This window comes from Plantactinospora sp. KLBMP9567, assembly GCF_033446045.1.
In the GTDB taxonomy this organism is placed as follows: domain Bacteria; phylum Actinomycetota; class Actinomycetes; order Mycobacteriales; family Micromonosporaceae; genus Plantactinospora.
Map to the genome: position 1 here is coordinate 1 of NZ_JAWQRR010000075.1, position 18139 is coordinate 18139.

The following is an 18139-nucleotide window of genomic DNA, read 5'->3' on the forward strand; positions in this document are numbered from 1 at the left end:
CCGACCGCGTCGGCGATCGACCCGGACTCCGGTCCACAGTCCGGCGGCCAGACCGTCACCATCACCGGCACCGGCTTCGTGCCCGGGGACACCACGGTCACCTTCGACGGAGTACCCGCCACCAACGTCACGGTGGCACCCGACGGCACCTCGCTGACCGCCGTCACCCCGACGAACCCGGTCGGCCCGGCCGCCGTCGTGGTCACCACGCCCGGCGGCTCGGCCGCACCGCTGGACTACACCTACCTGGCCGACGGCAGCAACGCCGTGGTGACCGGGCTCGACCCGACGTCCGGCCCGACCAGCGGTGGCACCACCGTCACCATCACCGGCACCGGCTTCACCGGAGCCACCGGCGTAACCTTCGACGGCGTCCCGGGCACCGATTTCACCGTCAACCCGGCCGGGACGACGGTCACCGTCGTCACGCCGCCGAACGCCGCCGGCCCGGCCGAGGTCGCCCTGACCTTCCCCGCCGGGACCGCTGAGGACGGCACGTTCACCTACATCGGGCCGACGATCGCGTCGGTCTCCCCGCCGGCCGGGCCGAGCACCGGCGGAACCCGGGTGACGATCACCGGAACCGGCCTCACCGGAGCGACCGGGGTCGACTTCGGCGGCACTCCCGGCACCGACCTGGTGGTCGACCCGAGCGGCACCTCGCTCACCGTCACCACCCCGCCCGGCACACCGGGTACGGTCGACGTCACCGTGGAGCTGCCCGGCGAGGACGCCGTCGCCGAGGACGGCTTCACCTACCAGGCCGTGGCACCCGTGATCAACACGGTCGACCCCGGCCAGGGACCCACCTCGGGCGGAACCGTCGTGACCGTCGGCGGCAGCGGTTTCGTACCGGGCCAGACCACGGTGACCATCTGCGGCCGTACCATCCCGGCCAGCGCCGCCACCGTCGCCGCGGACGGCAATTCGCTGACCTTCCGCACTCCGGCCTGCCCGGCCGGGGACACCACGATCACCGTCGGCACGCCGGGCGGCGTCTCCAACACGCTCCTCTTCCGGTACGTCGGAGCGCTCCCCGTCACCGGTGATCCGGTGATCTCGCTGGCCGGGATCAGCGCCTCGCTGACGGCTCTCGGAATCGTCCTGTTGCTACTCGCCCGCCGACGCCGCACCGACCAGGCTGTCGGCTGAGCGGCAGCGGATACGGCGCGGGTCCCGGGAAGAGCCATCCCGAGACCCGCGCCGCACCGTGGCGGCAGCCGGTCCGGCGCCCACCCGGCACCACACCGACGAGAAGTGGTCGACCGTCTGTGCCAGCCGTCGGCTGCCGATGACGGCCCCACTCCCCACCGTCCGCATCGCACCGCACATCCGCTGCCGAAGTTGAGACCGCCGGCTACGCGTACCTGCTGATCGACGTCGAGGACTCCGGCGAACTGGACCCGGAGCGGTCCTGGCCCAACGAGGCCGCTGGCACGCCACGGGCGCCACCGCGGCCGGCCACGGACTCCAGGTACGCCGGGTCGGGCCCTTCCCGCCGGAGCGGCCCTCCGGGTCCGCCGCCGCCGACGCCGTGGTCAACACCCGGGCCACCGCCTGCATCGCCTGCACCGACCCGCTCGCCATCGGCATGCTCACCCGGCTGCGCGACCGGGGCGTCCGGGTGCCCGACGATCTCAGCGTGGTCGGCTGCGACGACGTCTTCGGCGCCGACTTCTGCCACCCGCCGCTGACCACCTCACCGCCCCGATCGACCGGGCCGGCCGGATCGCGGCGGCCATGCTGCTGTCCCGGCTCGCCGAGCGGAGCACCCCGCACCCGCCGCGCCGTTCGGTGGTGCTCCCCACCCACCTCACCATCCGGCAGTCGACCGGACCGGCACCGACCGGCCCTGACCGGGATGTCCCGCCTACAACAGGAGTTCGACCCCGAATCGTCGATGTCACGACACCTGTAGATAGACCGACTTCACTGTCATCGGTAGCTTTTCACTGAACCTTTTTCAACCTCCCCGCGCGGTCCGGCCGGACCGCCTGGTCTGACACGGTACGTGAGCACCGTGCGGTTCAGGTTGGAAGAGGTTCGCTGCTGCCCACTCTCGGTCTACCTTGGAGGTTCGGCATGTCCAGGCGGATGACCGCCCTACTCGCATTGGGCGCCCTCGTCGTGGCAGGTCAGGTGGTCGGCACCGGCGCCGCGCGCGCCGACGATCCCCTGGTCGGCGCCGTCGACATCCCGATGGACGCGCCCGAGGCCCCCAATCTCGCCGGCCTGGGGCAACTGGCGGTGACCCTGTTCGGCACCGCCGCCGTGGACGTCAGCCGGATCAACCCCGGCACCGTCCGGCTCGGCCCCGGCGCCCCGGTCGACGCCCGCAGCGGCGCGGCGGTCGCCCGGTGGGTCGGCGGCGAATTCCTCAGCACCGTCACCGACGTGAACTCCGACGGTCGGCCCGACCTGCGGCTGTACTTCGACAAGGAGGCGCTGCACGCCACCGGGCAGCTCAGCGCCGCCACCACCACGCTGACCGTCTCCGGCCAACTGCCCGACGGCCGGCTGGTACGCGGCTCGGACGCCGTGGCGCCCGGCGTGGTACTCGAGGTCAAGTTCGCGGAGTCGTCGGCGGTACGCGGCACGGACCGCGCCCTGCGCAGCGAGCGGGGCCGGGACCTCGGCCCGGTCCGGACCGTACTGGACCGGCACCGCGCCGTGGAACTCAGCCCGCTGCTGCCGGAGCAGACGCTCGCCGGGCTCGCCGGGCTGGCCGCGACGGCGCAGGCCCGGTCCGGCCGGGCCGTCCCCGACATGGCCTCGTGGTATCACCTGACCCTGCCCGCCCGGGCGGACGTGTCGGCGGCGCTGCGCAACCTGCGGGCCCTACCCGACGTGGCGTACGCCTACCCGGCGCCCGAGCCGGCACCGCCGCCCGCCACCCCCGACTTCACCTCGATGCAGGGCTACCAGCGGCCGGCGCCGCAGGGGGTCGACGCGGACTACGCGTACCAGGACCCGCGCGCCCGGGGAGCGGGGATCCGGATCGTCGACCTGGAATACGACTGGAACCCGTTCCACGAGGACCTCCAGCTCGACTGGTCCAGCGACCTCGGCGGCAGCCAGTTCCCCCGCAACACCAGCTTCGCCGACGAGCACGGTACGGCGGTCTTCGGCGAACTGGTGGCCCAGCCGAACGGCTACGGGGTGACCGGTGGGGTGCCGGACGCCGACATGTTCGGAATTTCGCCGATGCAGCGGCTCAGCGGTGGCCAGGCCAGCTACCGGCCGGCGGCCGCGCTGTCGCACCTAGCCCAGTTCCTCCGGCCCGGCGACGCGGTGCTGATCGAGCAGCAGACGGCCGGCCCGAACGGCGGCACCCGGTACGTCCCGGCCGAGTGGGTGCAGTCGGTGTTCGACGCGACGGTGCTGCTCACCCAGCTCGGGGCGGTCGTGGTGGCCACCGGCGGCAACGGGGGCGAGAATCTCGACGCTCCGGAGTTCCTGGGACGGTTCGACCGGTCGGTCCGGGACTCCGGTGCGATCATGGTCGGCGCCGGTTCCAGCACGAACCGGTCCCGGCTGAACTTCTCGGTCTACGGCTCCCGCCTCGACCTACAGGGCTGGGGGCAGAACATCACCACCACCGGCAGCAACGGCAACCTCCAGGGCGGTACCGACCCGGCCAACCGCAACATCCGCTACACCCGGTCGTTCGGCGGTACCTCCGGCGCCGGCCCGATCGTCACCGGCGCGGTGGTCGCGATCCAGTCCTACCTCAAGGCGACCGGTCGACCGGTGATGACCGCCACGGCGGTGAGCAACCTGTTGAAGAGCACCGGCACCCCGCAGGGCGGCGACACCGCCCAGCGGATCGGGCCACTGCCGGACCTCCGGGCAGCCCTCCAGGCCGTCCCGCCGTCGAAGGCGGTCTCGGCCTCCGCGCTCGGCTGACGGCGGACGGTCGACCGGCGGGCTGCCGGGTCCGGGTGACCCGGCAGCCCGCCCTCGAATCCTGGCGGTGCAGTCGCTGAGCCACCCGGAAATCGACACGCTCCGCAGCGCGACCGGCCGTTCAGGTCAGGTCAGGAGTTTCCCGTTGACCCGGCGCGGAATGCCCAGCGGGTTGGCCGCGCGCAGCGCCGCCGGCAGCAACTCGTCGGGCGTGCCCTGGTAGGCGACGGGGCGCAGGAAGCGGCGCACCGCGGTGACCCCGACCGAGGTGTGCAGCGAGCCGGTGGTCGCCGGCCACGGACCGCCGTGCTGCATCGCCCAGGTCACCGCCACCCCGGTCGGCCAGCCGTTCCAGATCACCCGGCCGGCCCGCCGGGCGGCCAGGTCGACCACCCGGGCCGCCACCGGGTCACCGGCTCCCTCACCGTGCACGGTGGCGGTCAGCGCGCCGGGGACCACGGCCAGCGCCGCCAGCAGTTCCGGCTCGTCGGCGTACTCGACCAGCAGGGCGGCCGGGCCGAAGCACTCCTCCAGCAGCCGGTCGGCGTGCCGGACGAGATCACCGGCCGAGACCGCCAGCAGTTGCGCGGCGGCCCGGAAGCCCGGCTGGTCGACCGGGGCGGGCGGGACCACCGTGCGTACCCCGGGCACCGCGGCCAGGGCCGCGGCCCCCTCCTGGTACGCGTCGCGGATCCGGGCGTTCAGCAGCGGGCCGAGCGTCGCCGCGCCCACCGCCTTGCCGAGTACCCCGTCCAACTGATGCCCGGCGGGCAGGAAGAGCAGGCCGGGCTTGGTGCAGAACTGGCCCGCGCCGAGGGTGACCGAGCCGACGAACGCCTCGGCGATCGTGTTGCCCCGGGCGGCGAGCGCCGCCGGGGTGACCACGGTCGGGTTCAGCGAGCCCAGCTCGCCGTAGAACGGGATCGGGTCGGGGCGGCCGGCGGCGAGGTCGGCCAGCGCCCGCCCACCGGTGGCGGAGCCGGTGAAGGCGCCGGCCGTGATCGCCGGATGGGTGATCAGGGCCCGGCCGGCCTCCATGCCGCGGACCACGGCGAACGTGCCGACCGGGGCGCCGCCCTCGGCGAGCGCGTTGGTGACCAGCGCGCCGCACAGGTCGGAGAGTCCGGGGTGGCCGGGATGCGCCTTCACCACCACCGGGCAGCCGGCGGCCAGCGCGCTGGCCGTGTCGCCGCCGGGCACCGAGAACGCGAGCGGGAAGTTCGACGCCGCGTAGACCGCGACCGGACCGACCGGGAGCAGCATCCGGCGCAGGTCCGGTCGGGGCGCCGGCAGCGCGTCGGGGTCGGGAAGGTCGATCACCGCCTCCAGGAACGACCCTTCCGCCACGGCGTCGGCGAACATCTCCAACTGCACCCGGGTCCGGGTCAGCTCGGTGTGCAGCCGGGCCGTACCGAGGCCGGTCTCGGCGTCGCCGAGCGCGACGATCTCGTCCCGGGAGCCCTCCAGCGCGGCGCCGATCCGGCGGAGCAGGTCCGCGCGGGTGCTCAGCGGCAGTGCCGCGTACGCCGGGGCGGCGGCGGCCGCCAGCCGGCAGACCGCGTCCAGGCCGTCGGTACCGGTGTGCGGCACCGGATGACCGGTCGGTGCGCCGGTGTAGGGGTTCATCGGCTGGTCCAGGTCCATGCCAGTCTCCGTCGGTCCAGTCGGGTTCACGGGGCGAGTACCAGTTTCCGCAACATGCTGTCCAGCGTGGGCGCGTCCACGCCGCCGGGCCAACCCCGCAGCAGCGTGCCGCCCTTGGCGACGACGACCACCGCCGGTGGTTCCCGGACCGCGTACGCCCGCGCCATGCGCTGGTCCCCGTCCACCAGCACCGGATACTCCACCCGGTGCCGGCGCAGGTATTCCTGTAGGGCGTCCGGCTCGTCCTCGCCGGCCACCCCGACGAAGACCACCCTGTCACGGTGGTCGCGGGCCAGCTCGCTGAGGGCGTCCTGCCGTTCGGCACAGGTGTTGCACCAGGAGCTGAAGAAGGTCAGCACCACCGGCCGGTCGGCCCACAGGTCCGCCACCGCCAGCGGGCTGCCGTCGGTCAGCGTACCGGTGACCTTCGGTGCGGCCGGCAGGTCGGTCGGCGCCGGTCGCAGCGCCAGGTCACCCGGCACCGGGCCGGGCAGTGCGGCGGCGCCGCCGGCCACCGGCGGGGCCGGTTCGGGGTCTGCGCCGCCGTCTCCGGTACAGCCGGCCGCGAGCACCGCGACGGTCGCGGCGACCCCGAGCAGGGCGGCGAGACGGCGTCGACGTATCGGGCCGCACCACCGCGTCCGTCCGTGCCCCGAAAGGGCGGGCGGGACCGGCCCGGTCACGACGGCACCACCGCGACCAGCGCCGGCCCCTCGCTGTCGTCCCTGGTCAGCTCGATCGGCCGGCGGTCGTCCACGACCAGCCGGTACGCGTCCCGGTCGGCCACCGAGACCGGGACGGCGAACTCGCAGAACGTCGGGATGCGCGGCACCTCCAGGTCCTCGGAGAAGGTCCGCACCGACTTGCCGGGCGGCAGTTCGCCCTCGGCCAGCGTCTCGCCGTCGCCGTCCACCACCCGATAGGCGGCCCTGTTGTGGAAGTGGGTGTACGGCCCGGTGCCGGCGCACTCGACCCCCTCGGGCCGGATGTTGATGTCCCGGACCAGCACCCGGACGGTCATCGCGGCGCGCGGCTCCTCGTCGGCGCCGCAGCCGGCCAGCGGTGCGAGCAGCAGCAGCGGCAGTGCCGCCAGCAGGTGGCGGTAGCGGACCCGCCGCATCGTCCCTCCGGGATGGTCGGAGCGAGGTGCCCGGGAGGTGGCGCCGTGCGCGCCACTCCCCGGGCGTCCCGCGGTGTGCGTCAGGACTTCTGGACGCGGCACTGCTTGGTCACGGTCTTCGTCGGGTCGCTCTCCGAGGTGGCGGTGAGCCGGACGACGCCGGTCTGGGTGGCCGACGGGGTCGCCCCGACCGAGACCCGGACCGTGCTGGACTTGCCGAACCCGGCGCTGGCCAGTGCGTTCGGCAGCTCCACCCGCCAACCCTTGCCGCCCACCGAGGCGGAGAGCCGGTACACGTCCGACTTGAGGTAGGCCGTCGCGTTCTCCGGGTGCGCCTGACCGCCGGCCGCGTACGCGCCGGTGTTGGTCAGGGTGAACGAGCAGGTCACGCCCCGGTTGGTCGGCCGGGTCGCGGTGGTCACCTCGCCGTTGGACATGGCCACGCCGTGACTGCTCGGCCCGGCGCCGTCGAGCGAGCGCACCGCGACCGTGTACGACAGCACGCCGTCGGCGTTGCGCTTCAGGTCGAGTACGTAGAAGTGCAGCCGGTTGGCCTCGTCCACGTACTCGTACTCGCTGCCCGACCGGGTGCCGGCGTGGAACAGCGCGTCGGAGAGCTGCCGGTAGTCCCCCATGGTGATCTTCTGCGGGGTGCCGTCCGGCTGGTAGAAGTCGATCATGTCGATGTCCTGCGGATTGGCGTCGACCACCCAGACGAAGGGGGCGTTGTCGGCGTTCTTCGTCTTGGAGAGCAGCACGCCGCTGTCCGGGGTGAACGAGTCCGCACCCATCCGGTCCACGACCTCGACGGTGTAGTTGTGGTAGCTGCCGCCGTCGCAGAGCGGGTTGGTGCTGGTGTCGCAGGCCGGCGACCGGTCCCGGTTCATCGCGATGTTGATCCCGGTGAGCCCCTTCGGGCCGGCGTCCACCGCCCGGGCGGTCACCGTCGCCACCACCATGCCGGAGGTGGCCAGCGCCTCCCGGCTCAGCCGCAGCAGGTGTTCCTCACCGAGCAGACCGATCTTTATCTTGTCCCGGACGGTGTGCAGCGAACCCATCGAGCCGCCGTTGACCGGTGGGATCTGCCACCGGGTGTGCGGACCGCCGGGCCCGTTGAACGAGCCGCGCGACATCATGCTCCAGATGCCGGTGTACGCCCGCCGCAACGGCACGCCGTACGGGTTGTTGTAGTTGTCGCCGATGCTGAGCAGGTGGCTCAGCTCGTGCGCGTACACGCCCATGCCGGAGCTCTCGGCCTGGGTCGAGGAGCCCCCTCCGGCGTTCGGCCAGATGGTCGACGCCGCCTTCCAGGAGGTCCACTCGACGTACCGGGTACGCGCGTGGTTCGGCAGGTTCGGGTCCGGCGGGCCCCAGGCGTCCGGCACGTCCTCCTTGGTCTGGAACATCATCTGGCCGAACTCCTGCCAGGTGGAGGACTCGTCCTGCCCGGCGGAGAGGATGAAGACCAGCTCGAACGAGTCGGCCGCCTCGTCACCGACGGCCGCCCGCCAGGCGCCCAGCCCGTCGGTCCGGATGTTCTTGGCACACTGCTCGCCGCTCGGGCAGGCACCGGGGTTGAAGCCGTTGTCGATGCCGTACTGGTAGGACTTCGCCGGCATCTCGTACGGGCCGAAGCCGGTCAGGTCCACCCCGTACCGGCCGTTGGAGTCCTGCATCCAGTACTCGTGCAGGGTGTGGCCCTTGTTCAGCTCGTTGGGCTTGTTCAGGAAATCGGTGTAGAAGGTCGCCACCTGGTCGCGCGGGATGTTCGCCGCTGTCGACTGGGGGTTGCCGAAGACCGTCGACCGGGCCCGCTGGGTGACCACGAACGGCTGGTCCGGGTAGTCGAGGGTGACCAGAGCGATCTTGAAGTTGCGAACCGATCCGGAGACCGTCGGGTCGGCCCAGGTGGTGTTCGGCGGCGTGACGTAGTCGTCCCAGGTCATCCCGTCCGGGTTCACCCAGGCCTGCGGGTCGAGTACGTCGAACGGGCCGGTGCCGCCGGCCGGGTTGCCCGGAGCGGCGGAGGCCGGCGTCGTGGCGACGCCGGCGACCAGTGCCGCCGCAAGCGTCGCGGCCAGCGCCGACCGCAACGCCATGCGTCTGGTGGACAGTAGGTGCATCCAGTCACCTCTCGTTCTCCCTCGGGGCGCCGGCGGCGCTCCACTACGGCGTGCGGGACGCTCCGTGGTCGTCCGGCCAGCCGGCGGCCCCGTCCCGGCACCTCCGGCCCGTCATCCATGATCACGCCGACGCGAATCTATGCGGCGCGACCGGCGGCGTCACCCTACAGATGTCGCCGGGTGCCCCGACCGGTTCCGACACCTGCCGAAGCCGCCCGCACCGCACCGCCCGCACCGCCCGCACCGCACCGCACCGCCCGCACCGCACCGCACCGGCCGCACCGGCCGCACCGGACGAGCCGCCGACGGGCCGAATCGGACGGTCCGGCCCGGCCGGTCAGATCTGGAAGCCCTCGGGGAACGGGTCCTCGGGGTCGAGCAGGTACTGCGCGGTGCCGGTGACCCAGGCCCGGCCGGTCACCGTCGGCACCACCGCCGGCAGCTCGCCGACCATGGTGGTCCCGACCAGCCGGCCGGTGAACCGGGTCCCGATCACCGACTCGTTGACGAACGGCGTGTCCAGGTCGAGCAGGCCCCGGGCGTGCCGCTGGGCCATCCGGGCCGACGTGCCGGTGCCGCACGGCGACCGGTCCACCCAGCCGGGGTGGATCACCACCGCGTTGCGGGCGTCCGCGCCGTCGGTGCCGTCCTGCACCACCTGGACGTGCCGGCAGTCGTCGATGGCCGGAATCGTCGGGTGCCGGGGCGGCGCCTGCTCGTTGATCGCGTCCATCACTCGCAGACCGCGCCGGATCAGCTCCGGCACCGCCGCCGGCTCGACCGGCAGTCCCAGGTCCGCCGCGTCCACTATGGCGTAGAAGTTGCCGCCGAACGCCATGTCGTAGCGGATGGTGCCGATCTCCCCACCCACCTCCACCTTGCGGTCGGCGCCGAGCAGGAACGACGGCACGTTGCGCAGCGTCACCCCGGTCGCCCGGCCGTCCCGCACCGCGACGTCCACGCTGACCAGCCCGGCCGGGGTGTCCAGCCGGATCGTGGTGACCGGCTCGACCACCGGCACCATCCCGGTCTCCACCAGCACCGTGGCCACCCCGATGGTGCCGTGCCCGCACATCGGCAGGCAGCCGGAGACCTCGACGAACAGCACCCCGACGTCGGCATCCGGCCGGGTCGGCGGCTGGAGGATCGCCCCGGACATCGCCGAGTGGCCGCGCGGCTCGAACATCAGCAGCCGGCGCAGCCCGTCCCGGTCCCGCTCGAAGAGCCGCTTGCGTTCCAGCATGGTGTCGCCGGGCAGCACCCCGACGCCACCGGTGATCACCCGGGTCGGCATCCCCTCGGTGTGCGAGTCGACGGCGTGCAGCACCAACCGGCTACGCATCGGCGTCGGCCTTCAACGCCCGCTCCATGTCCTTGGTCACCTGGATCCGGGCCGGCTCGGCGAGGACGCCCCGGGGCGGCCGGCACGGCCCGCCGTACCGGCCGGCCAGTTCCATGCCGAGCTTGATGGCCTGGACGAACTCCGGCTTGGAGTCCCAGCCGAAGATCGGGTGCAGCTCGGTGTAGAGCGGCAGCGCCGCCGCCAGGTCGCCGGCCCGGCACAGCTCGTAGAGGCGTACCGAGAGCCGGGGCAGCGCGTTCGGGAAGCCGGCGATCCAGCCGGTGGCCCCGCAGACCACCAGTTCCAGCAGTACGTCGTCGGCGCCGGCCAGCACGTCGAGGTGCGGGGCGAGGTCGCGGATGCGGTGCAGCCGGCGTACGTCCCCGCTGAACTCCTTCACCGCCACCACACCGTCGGTCTCGGCGACCGCCGCCAGCAGTTCGGGGGTGAGGTCCACCTTGGTGTCGAACGGGTTGTTGTACGCCACCACCGGCAGCCCGACCGCGGCCACCTCCCGGTAGTGCGCGAGCACGTCGACGTCCCGGGCCGCGTAGGTGTTCGGCGGCAGCGCCAGTACGGCCTGCGCGCCGGCCGCCTGTGCCTGCTCGGCCCAGTGCCGGGACTGCCGGCTGCCGTACCCGCCGACGCCGGGGACCACCGAGAACCCGTCCGGGGCCGCCTCGACGGTCGCGCGTACCACGTCGGCCCGTTCGGCGTCGGAGAGGTTCTGGTACTCCCCCAGCGAACCGCACGGGGTCACGCCGTGGCAGCCCTCGCCGGCCAGCCACCGGACGTGCTCCTGGAGCCGGTCGAAGTCGACGGAGAGGTCGTCGCGGAACGGCGTGGGGATGGCGACGACGACACCCTGCCAGGGTTTCCGAGCAGTCATCGGGGTGGTCCTTCCTCGGCGACGGCACCCAGCGGTACCGGCATGACGATCTGACGCTTGGCGAAGTCTTCCAGCGGCTGCTCCCGGCCGGAGGCGACGGCGAGCAGGCAGGCGGCGGCCCGCCCGCAGACCCGGCCCTGGCACAGTCCCATCCCGACCCGGGTGACGAGTTTCAGTGCGCGGATGTCGTCCAAGCCGTACCGGGCCACGTCGGCGCGGAGCCGCCCGACGGTGACCTCCTCGCACCGGCAGAGCACGGTCTCGTCGCGCAACCAGTTCGTCCAGCCGTCCGGCACCCGGTGCACCCGGTGCAGGGCGGCGGCGAAGCGGCGCTGCCGGGCGGTGCGGCGTACGACCGGCGCGGTGCTCCGGGCCAGCCCGGCGTCGTCCAGCAGGCCCAGCCGGTGTGCCGCGGCGAGTCCGGCCAGCCGGCCCTCGGCGACGGCCAGGTCCGCACCCCCGACCCCGGTCGCCTCGCCGGCCACCAGCACCCCCGGTACGCTGCTGCGGCCCGACTCGTCCACGGTGACCACCAGGCTGCCGTCGGCCGGGTCGGTCCGGGTGGCGCAGCCGAGTGCGACGGCGAGGTCGACCGACGGCGTGAAGCCGTATCCGACGCAGACCGCGTCGACCGGCACGCTCCGGGTCACCTCGCCGGCCCGCCAGCCGCCGTCGACCCGCCGCACCGTGGCGCGCAGCCCGGCGGCATCCTCGACCACCTCGGTCACCGCCTGGCCGCGCCAGAGCGGTATCCGGTACCGGCGCAGCGCGGCGAAGTGCCGGGCCGCCTCGGCGAGCTTGCCCGGCGCCCCGGCGACCGCCAGCGGGTGCCGGGACCAGCGGCGCAGCGGCGCCGCCTCGACCACCCCGGCCACCTCGGCACCGGCCGAGGCCAGCCCGGTGGCGGCAACGAGTAGGAACGGGCCGGTACCGGCGACCAGCACCCGCCGGCCCACCAGCACGTCCTGCCCCTTGGCGAGCGCCTGTGCCGCCCCGGCGGTCACCACGCCCGGCAGGTCCCAGCCAGGAAACGGCACCACCCGGTCGTACCCGCCAGGGGCCAGCACCACGACGGGCGCCGCCACGGTGGTCGGGCCGGCCGGGCCGGCCAGCCGCAGCGTCGCCCCACCGGCGGCACCGTCGGCAGGTTCGGCCGACCAGACCTGCTGTCCGGAGTGGATGGTGATCCGCGGGTGTGTGTCCGCCTGCCGCAGCAGGTCGGCGAAGTGGGCGGAGTGCGGCGCCGGCCGGACGCCGGGCACGGCGGGTTGGCGCAGGTACTGTCCGCCGGGCCGCTGGCCCAGGTCGAGCACGGTGACCTCGGCACCGGCCCCCGCCGCCGCGAGCGCGGCGGCGAGTCCGGCCGGCCCGGCGCCGACCACGGCCAGCCGACCTGTTCCGCCGCTCATCGGACTGCCTCCCCGGCGCCCGGCCCGGACCCGAGCACGTCCCCGGGCTCGGCGGCCCGCCCGGACCCGGCGTCGAGCTGTCCCGCTCTCCCGCCCGGGCGTGGCTGGTGTGCTGGGCGACGTTCGTCCCGGCCGGTTTCCACGGTGTCCCCGGGCGCGGCCGGACGCAGGCAGGCCCGCACACCCGGCTCGCCGTTGCAGACGACCAGGCAGTCGAAGCAGATCCCGATGCCGCAGAAGACGCCGCGCGGCCGGCCGGCGAACCGGGTCCGCCGGGTCGTCCGGCGGCCGGCGGCCAGCAGCGCCGCCGCCAGCGTCTGGCCGGTGCGCACCGGCACGGGTTCGCCGTCGACGACGATGGTGAACCCGGCCGGTACGCCGGCTCGGCCGCCGACGGGCTCAGGCGGTCGCACCAGCGGTCTCCACTTCGGACGAGAATCGGGCCGGGTCGAACGGGTCCAGCGCCAGGTCGGGCCGTTCACCGGTCACCACCTGGGCGACCAGGTGCGCGGTGGCCGGCGCCAGCCCGATGCCGGCACCCTCGTGCCCGTGCGCGTGCACCAGGCCGGGGAGGCGCGGGTCTGCGCCGATCACCGGCAGATGGTCCGGGGAGAACGGCCGGAAACCGTGGTAGACCCGCATCGCCCGGACCGCCGCCAGCGGCGGGAACAGCCGTACGGCACCCTGTGCCAGCCGGCGTACCGCCTCGGCGTTGTGGCGGCGGTCGAAGCCGACCAGTTCCCGGCTGGCACCGATCAGGATGGTGCCGGCCGGGGTGCCCTCGACGACCGTCGAGGTCTGCAACCCGGCGTCGCCGCTGGCCACGTTCGCCAGGTAGTCGGCCGAGTAGACCTTGTGCCGCACCAGCGGCGGGACCGGCTCGGTGACCAGGATAAAGCCCCGGCGCGGCGCGACCGGGGTGTCGGCGCCGGCCAGCCCGGCGAGCCGCCCGGCCCAGGCCCCGGCCGCGTTCACCACGTGTCCGGCGGCCACCGGACCGGCGCCGGTCCGCACCCCGACCACCCGACCGGCGGCGTCCCGGAGCATCGCGACGACCTCGGTACGCAGCCGTACCTCGGCGCCGTGGTCCCGGGCGGCAGCCAGCAGCGCGGCGGCGGCCTTCGCCGGCATGAGCTGCATGTCCTGCGGATAGAACAGGCCACCGGCCAGTTCCGGGGTGATCGCCGGCTCGCGCTCGCGCACCCCGGCCCGATCCAGCAACTCGACCAGCACCCCCGCCGCCGACTGCGCCCGGGCCGTCTCCCACAGTCCGGCAAGCCCGGCCGCGTCGTCGGCGCCCGGGCCGACCCCGGTGACCACCAGGCCGCCCTTGACCTCCAGCTCGATGTCGCCGTACCGGTCGCCGAGTTCCGCCGCCCAACGCAGCCAGAGGCCGTTGCTGAACAGCGCCAACTCCAGCTCGGGGCCGGGCAGCTTGTCCGAGACCAGCAGGTTGCCCTCGCCGGAACCGGTGGCCCCGGCGACCAGGCCGGCCCGCTCCAGTACGGCGACCGTCAACCCCCGCCGGGCACAGGCGTACGCGCAGGCCGCGCCGACGATACCGGCGCCGACCACCACCACGTCGAAGCTGCCCGCCATGCCCTTCCCTCCGTAGCCGGCCGGACCACCTCCGCGCACCGGGCGTAGGAGGTGGTCCGGCGGTCCGTTCCGCTACCGGTTCACCCGGCAGGTGGCCGTCGCCGTCCGGCTCGGATCGCTCTCCGAGCGGGCCGTCAGGGTGACCCGGCCGACCCGGGTCGCCCCGGCGGTCGCGGTGGCCACCGCCTTGACATTCACGGTCCGGCCGAACCCGGCCGTGGTCAAGGCGTTGGGCAGGGTGACCGTCCAACCCGCCCCGTTGACCGTGGCGGAGAGCCGGTAGACGTCGGCGCGCAGGTACGCCGAGGCGTCCTCCGGGTGCGCCTGCCCACCGGCGACGTACCGGCCGCTGTTGGTGACGGCGAAGGTGCAGGTCGCGCCGCCTCCGGTCGGGCTGCCGGTGGGGCTGCCCGAGGAGGCGACCCCGACACCGCGCACCGAGTTGCCGGCCCCGTCCAGGTGCCGGACCCCCAGGGTGTACGACAGCACCCCGTCCGCACCGACCGACCGGTCGAGGACGTAGAAGTGCAGCCGGTTGGCGGTGTCGACGTACTCGTACTCGCTGCCGGAGCGGGTGCCGGCGTGGAACAGCGCGTCGTTGAGCTGCCGGTAGTCGGCGACCGTCCGCTTCACCGGGGTGCCGTCCGGCTTGTAGTAGTCGACCATGTCGATGTCCTGCGGGTTGGCGTCGACGACCCAGGTGAAGCAGGTGTAGCCGCAGGTGTTCGTCTCGGCGTCCTTGTTCTTGGCCAGCAGTACCCCGTTGTCCGGGGTGAACGAGTCCGCGCCGATCCGCTGCACCGCCTCCAGGCTGTACCAGTTGTAGACCGGGCTGCCCGGGCAGAGCGGGTCGGCGAAGATGTCACAGGCCGGGGTGAGGTCCCGGTCCATGCCGATCCGGACACCCTGGATGTCCCGGGCCGCCGGCACCGCCGTGCGCGCCTTCACGGTGACCACCGCGACGCCGGTGGTGCGCAGCGCCTCCCGGGAGAGGCGCAGCACCTGCGCCTCGTCGATGTGCCCGAGCTTCAGCTTGCTCCGCAGCGTCTGCCCGGCCGGCATCGCCGCGCCCTGGGCCGCCGGCACCACCCACCGGTTGTGCGGACCGCCGGGCCCGTTGAACGAGCCGCGGTCCATCACGTCCCAGGTTCCCGACCCGACCCGCCGGTACGGCGACACGTACGGATTGTTGTTGTTGTCGGCGATCCCGAAGGTGTGCACGATCTCGTGCGTGATGGTGCCGGAACTCTCGCCCTGCCGCATGCTGGACGAGCCCCAGAGCTGGGAGCCGGCCTTCCAGGAGGTCCAGTCGACGTAGCGGGACCGCACCCAGTTCGGCAGGTTGGGGTCCGGCGGGCCCCAGGCGTCCGGCACGTCCTCGCGGGTCTGGAACATCATCTCGCCGAACTCCTGCCAGACCGACGTCTCGTCGTAGCCGGCGTATACCCGCAGCACCAGGTCGAACCGGTCGCGCACGTCGGAGCCCTCGGCCGCCCGCCAGGCCGCGTCCACGTCCGCGTCCAGGTTGCCGTTGCAGGTGGAGCCGGCCGGGCAGCCTGCACCGTTCTGCCCGATGTCGTTGAGCCCGTACTCGAACTGCTTGCGGGGCAGCCGGTACGGGCCGAACGGGGTGAACTCCACCCCGATCCGCCCGTTGGTCTGCTCCATCCAGTACTCGTGCACGGTGTGGCCGTGGTTGAGGGTGCTCGGGGTGCCCCAGAAGTCGGCGTAGAACCGGGCCACGTCGGCCCGGGCGACCGGGGCGACCTGCGGGTTGCGGAACGGGTCCGAAGCGCGGTTCTGGGTGATCACGAACGACTGGTCGGGATAGTCGGCGGCGACCAGGGCGATCCGGAGTTTGCGCTGGCTCGGCTGCCGGCTCGGGTCGGCCCAGGTGGCGCCGGGCACCGGCCGGTAGTCGTCCCAGGTCATCGTCTCCTGGTCCTGCCAGGTCTGCGGGTCGACCGGATCCAGTGGTGCGGCCCTGGTGCCCGGCCCGGCCTGGGCCGGGCCGATTCCGGGTCCGGGCAGCAGGGCGGTCGCGGCGACGACCGCGACGGCCGCGGTGAACGCCCTGCGGAGTTGGTCTGTGCGGGTAGCGCGGCGCAACGCATCTCCTTCGGGTCGCAGGCCAGCCGGGGTGCTGAATCCGGTGCTCGGCTCGGTGCTCCGGCTGGTCGGTCGGGTCGGGGCGCGGGAGTCGCGCGACGGTACCGGGATGTCGCAAGCCCGGGATGTCGCAAGCACGGTAAGGACATCGACGTTTCCGGGTCTTCGGACAGATGCAGGAAGCCCGCTGGGCGGATCAGGACTTCTGTCGGGACTTGTGCCGTACGCCCCGAACCACTTGCGTACCGGGCCGGTGCCGTCGGAGGGTAAGGACCGGCGGTCCACGTCGGTACACCGGCGGGGCGGGCCGCCCGCCGGAAACGAGGAGGATCAGCGAAGGCATGCACACGGAGCTGCAACGCATCGTCGACGCGGTGGCGGCCCGGGTGGGCCGGCCGGCGCTGATCGAGGACCGCCGGCAGCGGGTGGTCGTGTACAGCGAGCACACCGGACTGATGGACGACGTACGCCGGACCTCCATCCTGCGCCGGCACACCACACCCGAGGTCATCTCCTGGTTCCACGAGGTCGGCATCATGAAGGCCCGTACCCCGGTCCGCACCCCGGCCTGCCCGGAGCTGGACCTGTTGCCCCGGCTCTGCGTGCCGATCACCCACCACGACCTGCTGCTCGGCTTCGTCTGGTTCATCGACGCCGACGGCGGCATGACCGATGCCGACATCGAGACCGTGACCCGGGCGATGTCCGACCTCTCCCTCGCGCTCTACCGGGAGAACCTGCTCGGCGAGCTGGCCTCGCAGCGGGAGGCGGAGGCGGCCCGGGCGCTGCTGGTGGACAGTCCGGAGATCCGCATTGAGGCGGTCCGTTCACTGCTCGCCGAGGGGGTGGTCGCCGCCGACGGGCCGGCCAACGCGATGGTGGCGCAGCTCGTCCCGGCCCGGGGGCAGGTGCTCGACGAGGTGGCCCGGATCGCCCTGGAGCAGGTGCTGGTGGCGACCCGCCGCTGGGTCGGGGTACGCGAGGCGCTGCACCTGATCCGGCACGACCAGGGCGTACTGCTGATCTGCGGCGGTCAGGGCGCCGGCCGCCCGACCGCCGAGGCGACCGCCAAGCACCTGAGCGAGGCGCTGCACAAGGCGACCCGGAGCCTGCCCACGGTGGCCCGGGTGGTGGTCGGGATCGGCGAGCCCCGCCCCCGGCTCGCCGACGTGGTGCACGCGTACGACGAGGCGCTCCAGTCGGCCCGGGTGGGTGGGCAGCTCTCCGCGCTCGGCCCGATCATCGCCTGGTCGAACCTGGGCATCTACCGGATGCTGTCCCGGATGAACGGCCAGCACCTCGACGTCGCAGGGGTGCACCCGGGGCTGGAACGGCTGCTGCGCGACGACTCCAACCAGGTGTTGCTGGAGACGCTGGAGGCGTACCTCGACCTTGCCGGGAACGCGCACGCCACGGCCGAGCAGCTACGGCTGCACCGGACCACGCTCTACTACCGGCTGCACCGGGTGGAGCAGCTCGCCGAGACCGATCTGAAGGACGGCAACGAGCGGCTCTGCCTACACCTGGCCTTGAAACTCGGCCGGCTCACCGGCCACTACCGACCGGCGACCTGAACCCCGTCCCGCGTCCGGCTCTTGACCCGAGGCGGTCTGTGATCGCCAACATTGCTCTGCACCGCCGGATCTTCCGGCTTTCCGCTACGGCAGTTCGATCCGACGCGCCGCCGCTCGACGCAGGGCGGTGCCCGTCCCCTGACCAGGCGTACCCGACAGCTCGGATCGCGGCGGAGTCCGCCCGGCCTTCCTCGACCGGGTCTGGGCGTCGGCGCCGTTTCCCCGGCACGGCACGGCGACTTCCTCCGTACCGTCAGGGCCGTCTCGGACGAGTGGCTGGCAGCCGGTCGGCACACCGCCGAGCAACGCCGGACCATCCTGGTCGCGGCGGGCCCGGGCCCGCCCGGCGTTGGCTCTCTGACCCGGCGCTGGTGTCGCAGGTCGGTCACCGCCGGACGCCGTCACCCGACGCCGTCACCCGACG

The 18139-nt window shown here is 73.5% G+C and carries 13 protein-coding genes and 1 pseudogene; 4 read left to right on the forward strand and 10 right to left on the reverse strand.

Features of this window, described 5'->3' with window-relative positions:
• From R6Y94_RS44745 to R6Y94_RS44755, 3 genes and pseudogenes are all read left to right on the forward strand, one after another.
• On the forward strand, positions 1-1152 hold a 1152-nt coding region (locus R6Y94_RS44745), incomplete at its 5' end, for an IPT/TIG domain-containing protein (protein WP_318403399.1).
• A gap of 232 nt (positions 1153-1384) precedes the next feature.
• Positions 1385-1918 (forward strand): annotated as a pseudogene (locus R6Y94_RS44750) (substrate-binding domain-containing protein); the annotation flags it as partial.
• A gap of 164 nt (positions 1919-2082) precedes the next feature.
• On the forward strand, positions 2083-3906 hold the full coding sequence (locus R6Y94_RS44755; RefSeq protein ID WP_318403400.1) for a S8 family serine peptidase: 1824 nt from the start codon (positions 2083-2085) through the stop codon (positions 3904-3906).
• Positions 3907-4032: 126 nt separating this feature from the next.
• On the opposite strand, the gene R6Y94_RS44760 is transcribed toward R6Y94_RS44755, so the two are convergent.
• The 10 genes from R6Y94_RS44760 to R6Y94_RS44805 all read right to left on the reverse strand — a co-directional run bounded on the left by R6Y94_RS44760 (position 4033) and on the right by R6Y94_RS44805 (position 16141).
• Positions 4033-5550: an aldehyde dehydrogenase (NADP(+)) gene (locus R6Y94_RS44760; protein WP_318403402.1), complete on the reverse strand. Its 1518-nt coding sequence runs from the start codon at positions 5548-5550 to the stop codon at positions 4033-4035.
• Between the two features lie 26 nt (positions 5551-5576).
• Positions 5577-6233, reverse strand: a complete 657-nt coding sequence (locus R6Y94_RS44765; protein WP_318403404.1) for a TlpA disulfide reductase family protein — start codon at positions 6231-6233, stop codon at positions 5577-5579.
• Positions 6230-6670, reverse strand: a complete 441-nt coding sequence (locus R6Y94_RS44770; RefSeq protein WP_318403405.1) for a hypothetical protein — start codon at positions 6668-6670, stop codon at positions 6230-6232. The genes R6Y94_RS44765 and R6Y94_RS44770 overlap by 4 nt, the downstream gene beginning before the upstream one ends.
• Before the next feature lie 80 nt (positions 6671-6750).
• Positions 6751-8793, reverse strand: coding sequence for a M6 family metalloprotease domain-containing protein (locus tag R6Y94_RS44775; protein WP_318403407.1), 2043 nt, complete (start codon positions 8791-8793; stop codon positions 6751-6753).
• Between the two features lie 337 nt (positions 8794-9130).
• Positions 9131-10135 (reverse strand): proline racemase family protein, encoded by a 1005-nt coding sequence (locus R6Y94_RS44780; protein ID WP_318403409.1) that lies wholly within the window; start codon positions 10133-10135, stop codon positions 9131-9133.
• On the reverse strand, positions 10128-11024 hold the full coding sequence (locus tag R6Y94_RS44785; RefSeq protein ID WP_318403410.1) for a dihydrodipicolinate synthase family protein: 897 nt from the start codon (positions 11022-11024) through the stop codon (positions 10128-10130). The genes R6Y94_RS44780 and R6Y94_RS44785 overlap by 8 nt, the downstream gene beginning before the upstream one ends.
• Positions 11021-12433: an NAD(P)/FAD-dependent oxidoreductase gene (locus R6Y94_RS44790; protein ID WP_318403412.1), complete on the reverse strand. Its 1413-nt coding sequence runs from the start codon at positions 12431-12433 to the stop codon at positions 11021-11023. Before R6Y94_RS44790 ends, R6Y94_RS44785 begins: the two co-directional genes overlap by 4 nt.
• Positions 12430-12846 carry a 2Fe-2S iron-sulfur cluster-binding protein gene (locus R6Y94_RS44795; protein ID WP_318403413.1) on the reverse strand — a complete coding sequence of 139 codons (417 nt, stop codon included), beginning with the start codon at positions 12844-12846 and terminating at the stop codon, positions 12430-12432. The genes R6Y94_RS44790 and R6Y94_RS44795 overlap by 4 nt, the downstream gene beginning before the upstream one ends.
• On the reverse strand, positions 12833-14032 hold the full coding sequence (locus R6Y94_RS44800) for an NAD(P)/FAD-dependent oxidoreductase (protein ID WP_318403415.1): 1200 nt from the start codon (positions 14030-14032) through the stop codon (positions 12833-12835). Before R6Y94_RS44800 ends, R6Y94_RS44795 begins: the two co-directional genes overlap by 14 nt.
• A 72-nt stretch (positions 14033-14104) precedes the next feature.
• A complete protein-coding gene (locus R6Y94_RS44805; protein ID WP_318403417.1) occupies positions 14105-16141 on the reverse strand; it encodes a peptidase M6 in 2037 nt (678 codons plus the stop codon).
• 341 nt (positions 16142-16482) lie between these two features.
• Between R6Y94_RS44805 and R6Y94_RS44810 the strand changes: the two genes are divergently transcribed.
• Positions 16483-17715 (forward strand): helix-turn-helix domain-containing protein, encoded by a 1233-nt coding sequence (locus R6Y94_RS44810; RefSeq protein WP_318403418.1) that lies wholly within the window; start codon positions 16483-16485, stop codon positions 17713-17715.
• Positions 17716-18139: the final 424 nt, after the last annotated feature.

What these genes read in the sequence shown, in the direction of transcription:
- R6Y94_RS44755 (WP_318403400.1), top strand. Translation starts at nt 2,083, where the DNA reads ATGTCCAGGCGGATGACCGCCCTACTCGCATTGGGCGCCCTCGTCGTG.
- R6Y94_RS44780 (WP_318403409.1), bottom strand. Translation starts at nt 10,135, where the DNA reads ATGCGTAGCCGGTTGGTGCTGCACGCCGTCGACTCGCACACCGAGGGG.
- R6Y94_RS44775 (WP_318403407.1), bottom strand. Translation starts at nt 8,793, where the DNA reads ATGCACCTACTGTCCACCAGACGCATGGCGTTGCGGTCGGCGCTGGCC.
- R6Y94_RS44810 (WP_318403418.1), top strand. Translation starts at nt 16,483, where the DNA reads ATGCACACGGAGCTGCAACGCATCGTCGACGCGGTGGCGGCCCGGGTG.
- R6Y94_RS44790 (WP_318403412.1), bottom strand. Translation starts at nt 12,433, where the DNA reads ATGAGCGGCGGAACAGGTCGGCTGGCCGTGGTCGGCGCCGGGCCGGCC.
- R6Y94_RS44800 (WP_318403415.1), bottom strand. Translation starts at nt 14,032, where the DNA reads ATGGCGGGCAGCTTCGACGTGGTGGTGGTCGGCGCCGGTATCGTCGGC.
- R6Y94_RS44760 (WP_318403402.1), bottom strand. Translation starts at nt 5,550, where the DNA reads ATGGACCTGGACCAGCCGATGAACCCCTACACCGGCGCACCGACCGGT.
- R6Y94_RS44770 (WP_318403405.1), bottom strand. Translation starts at nt 6,670, where the DNA reads ATGCGGCGGGTCCGCTACCGCCACCTGCTGGCGGCACTGCCGCTGCTG.
- R6Y94_RS44785 (WP_318403410.1), bottom strand. Translation starts at nt 11,024, where the DNA reads ATGACTGCTCGGAAACCCTGGCAGGGTGTCGTCGTCGCCATCCCCACG.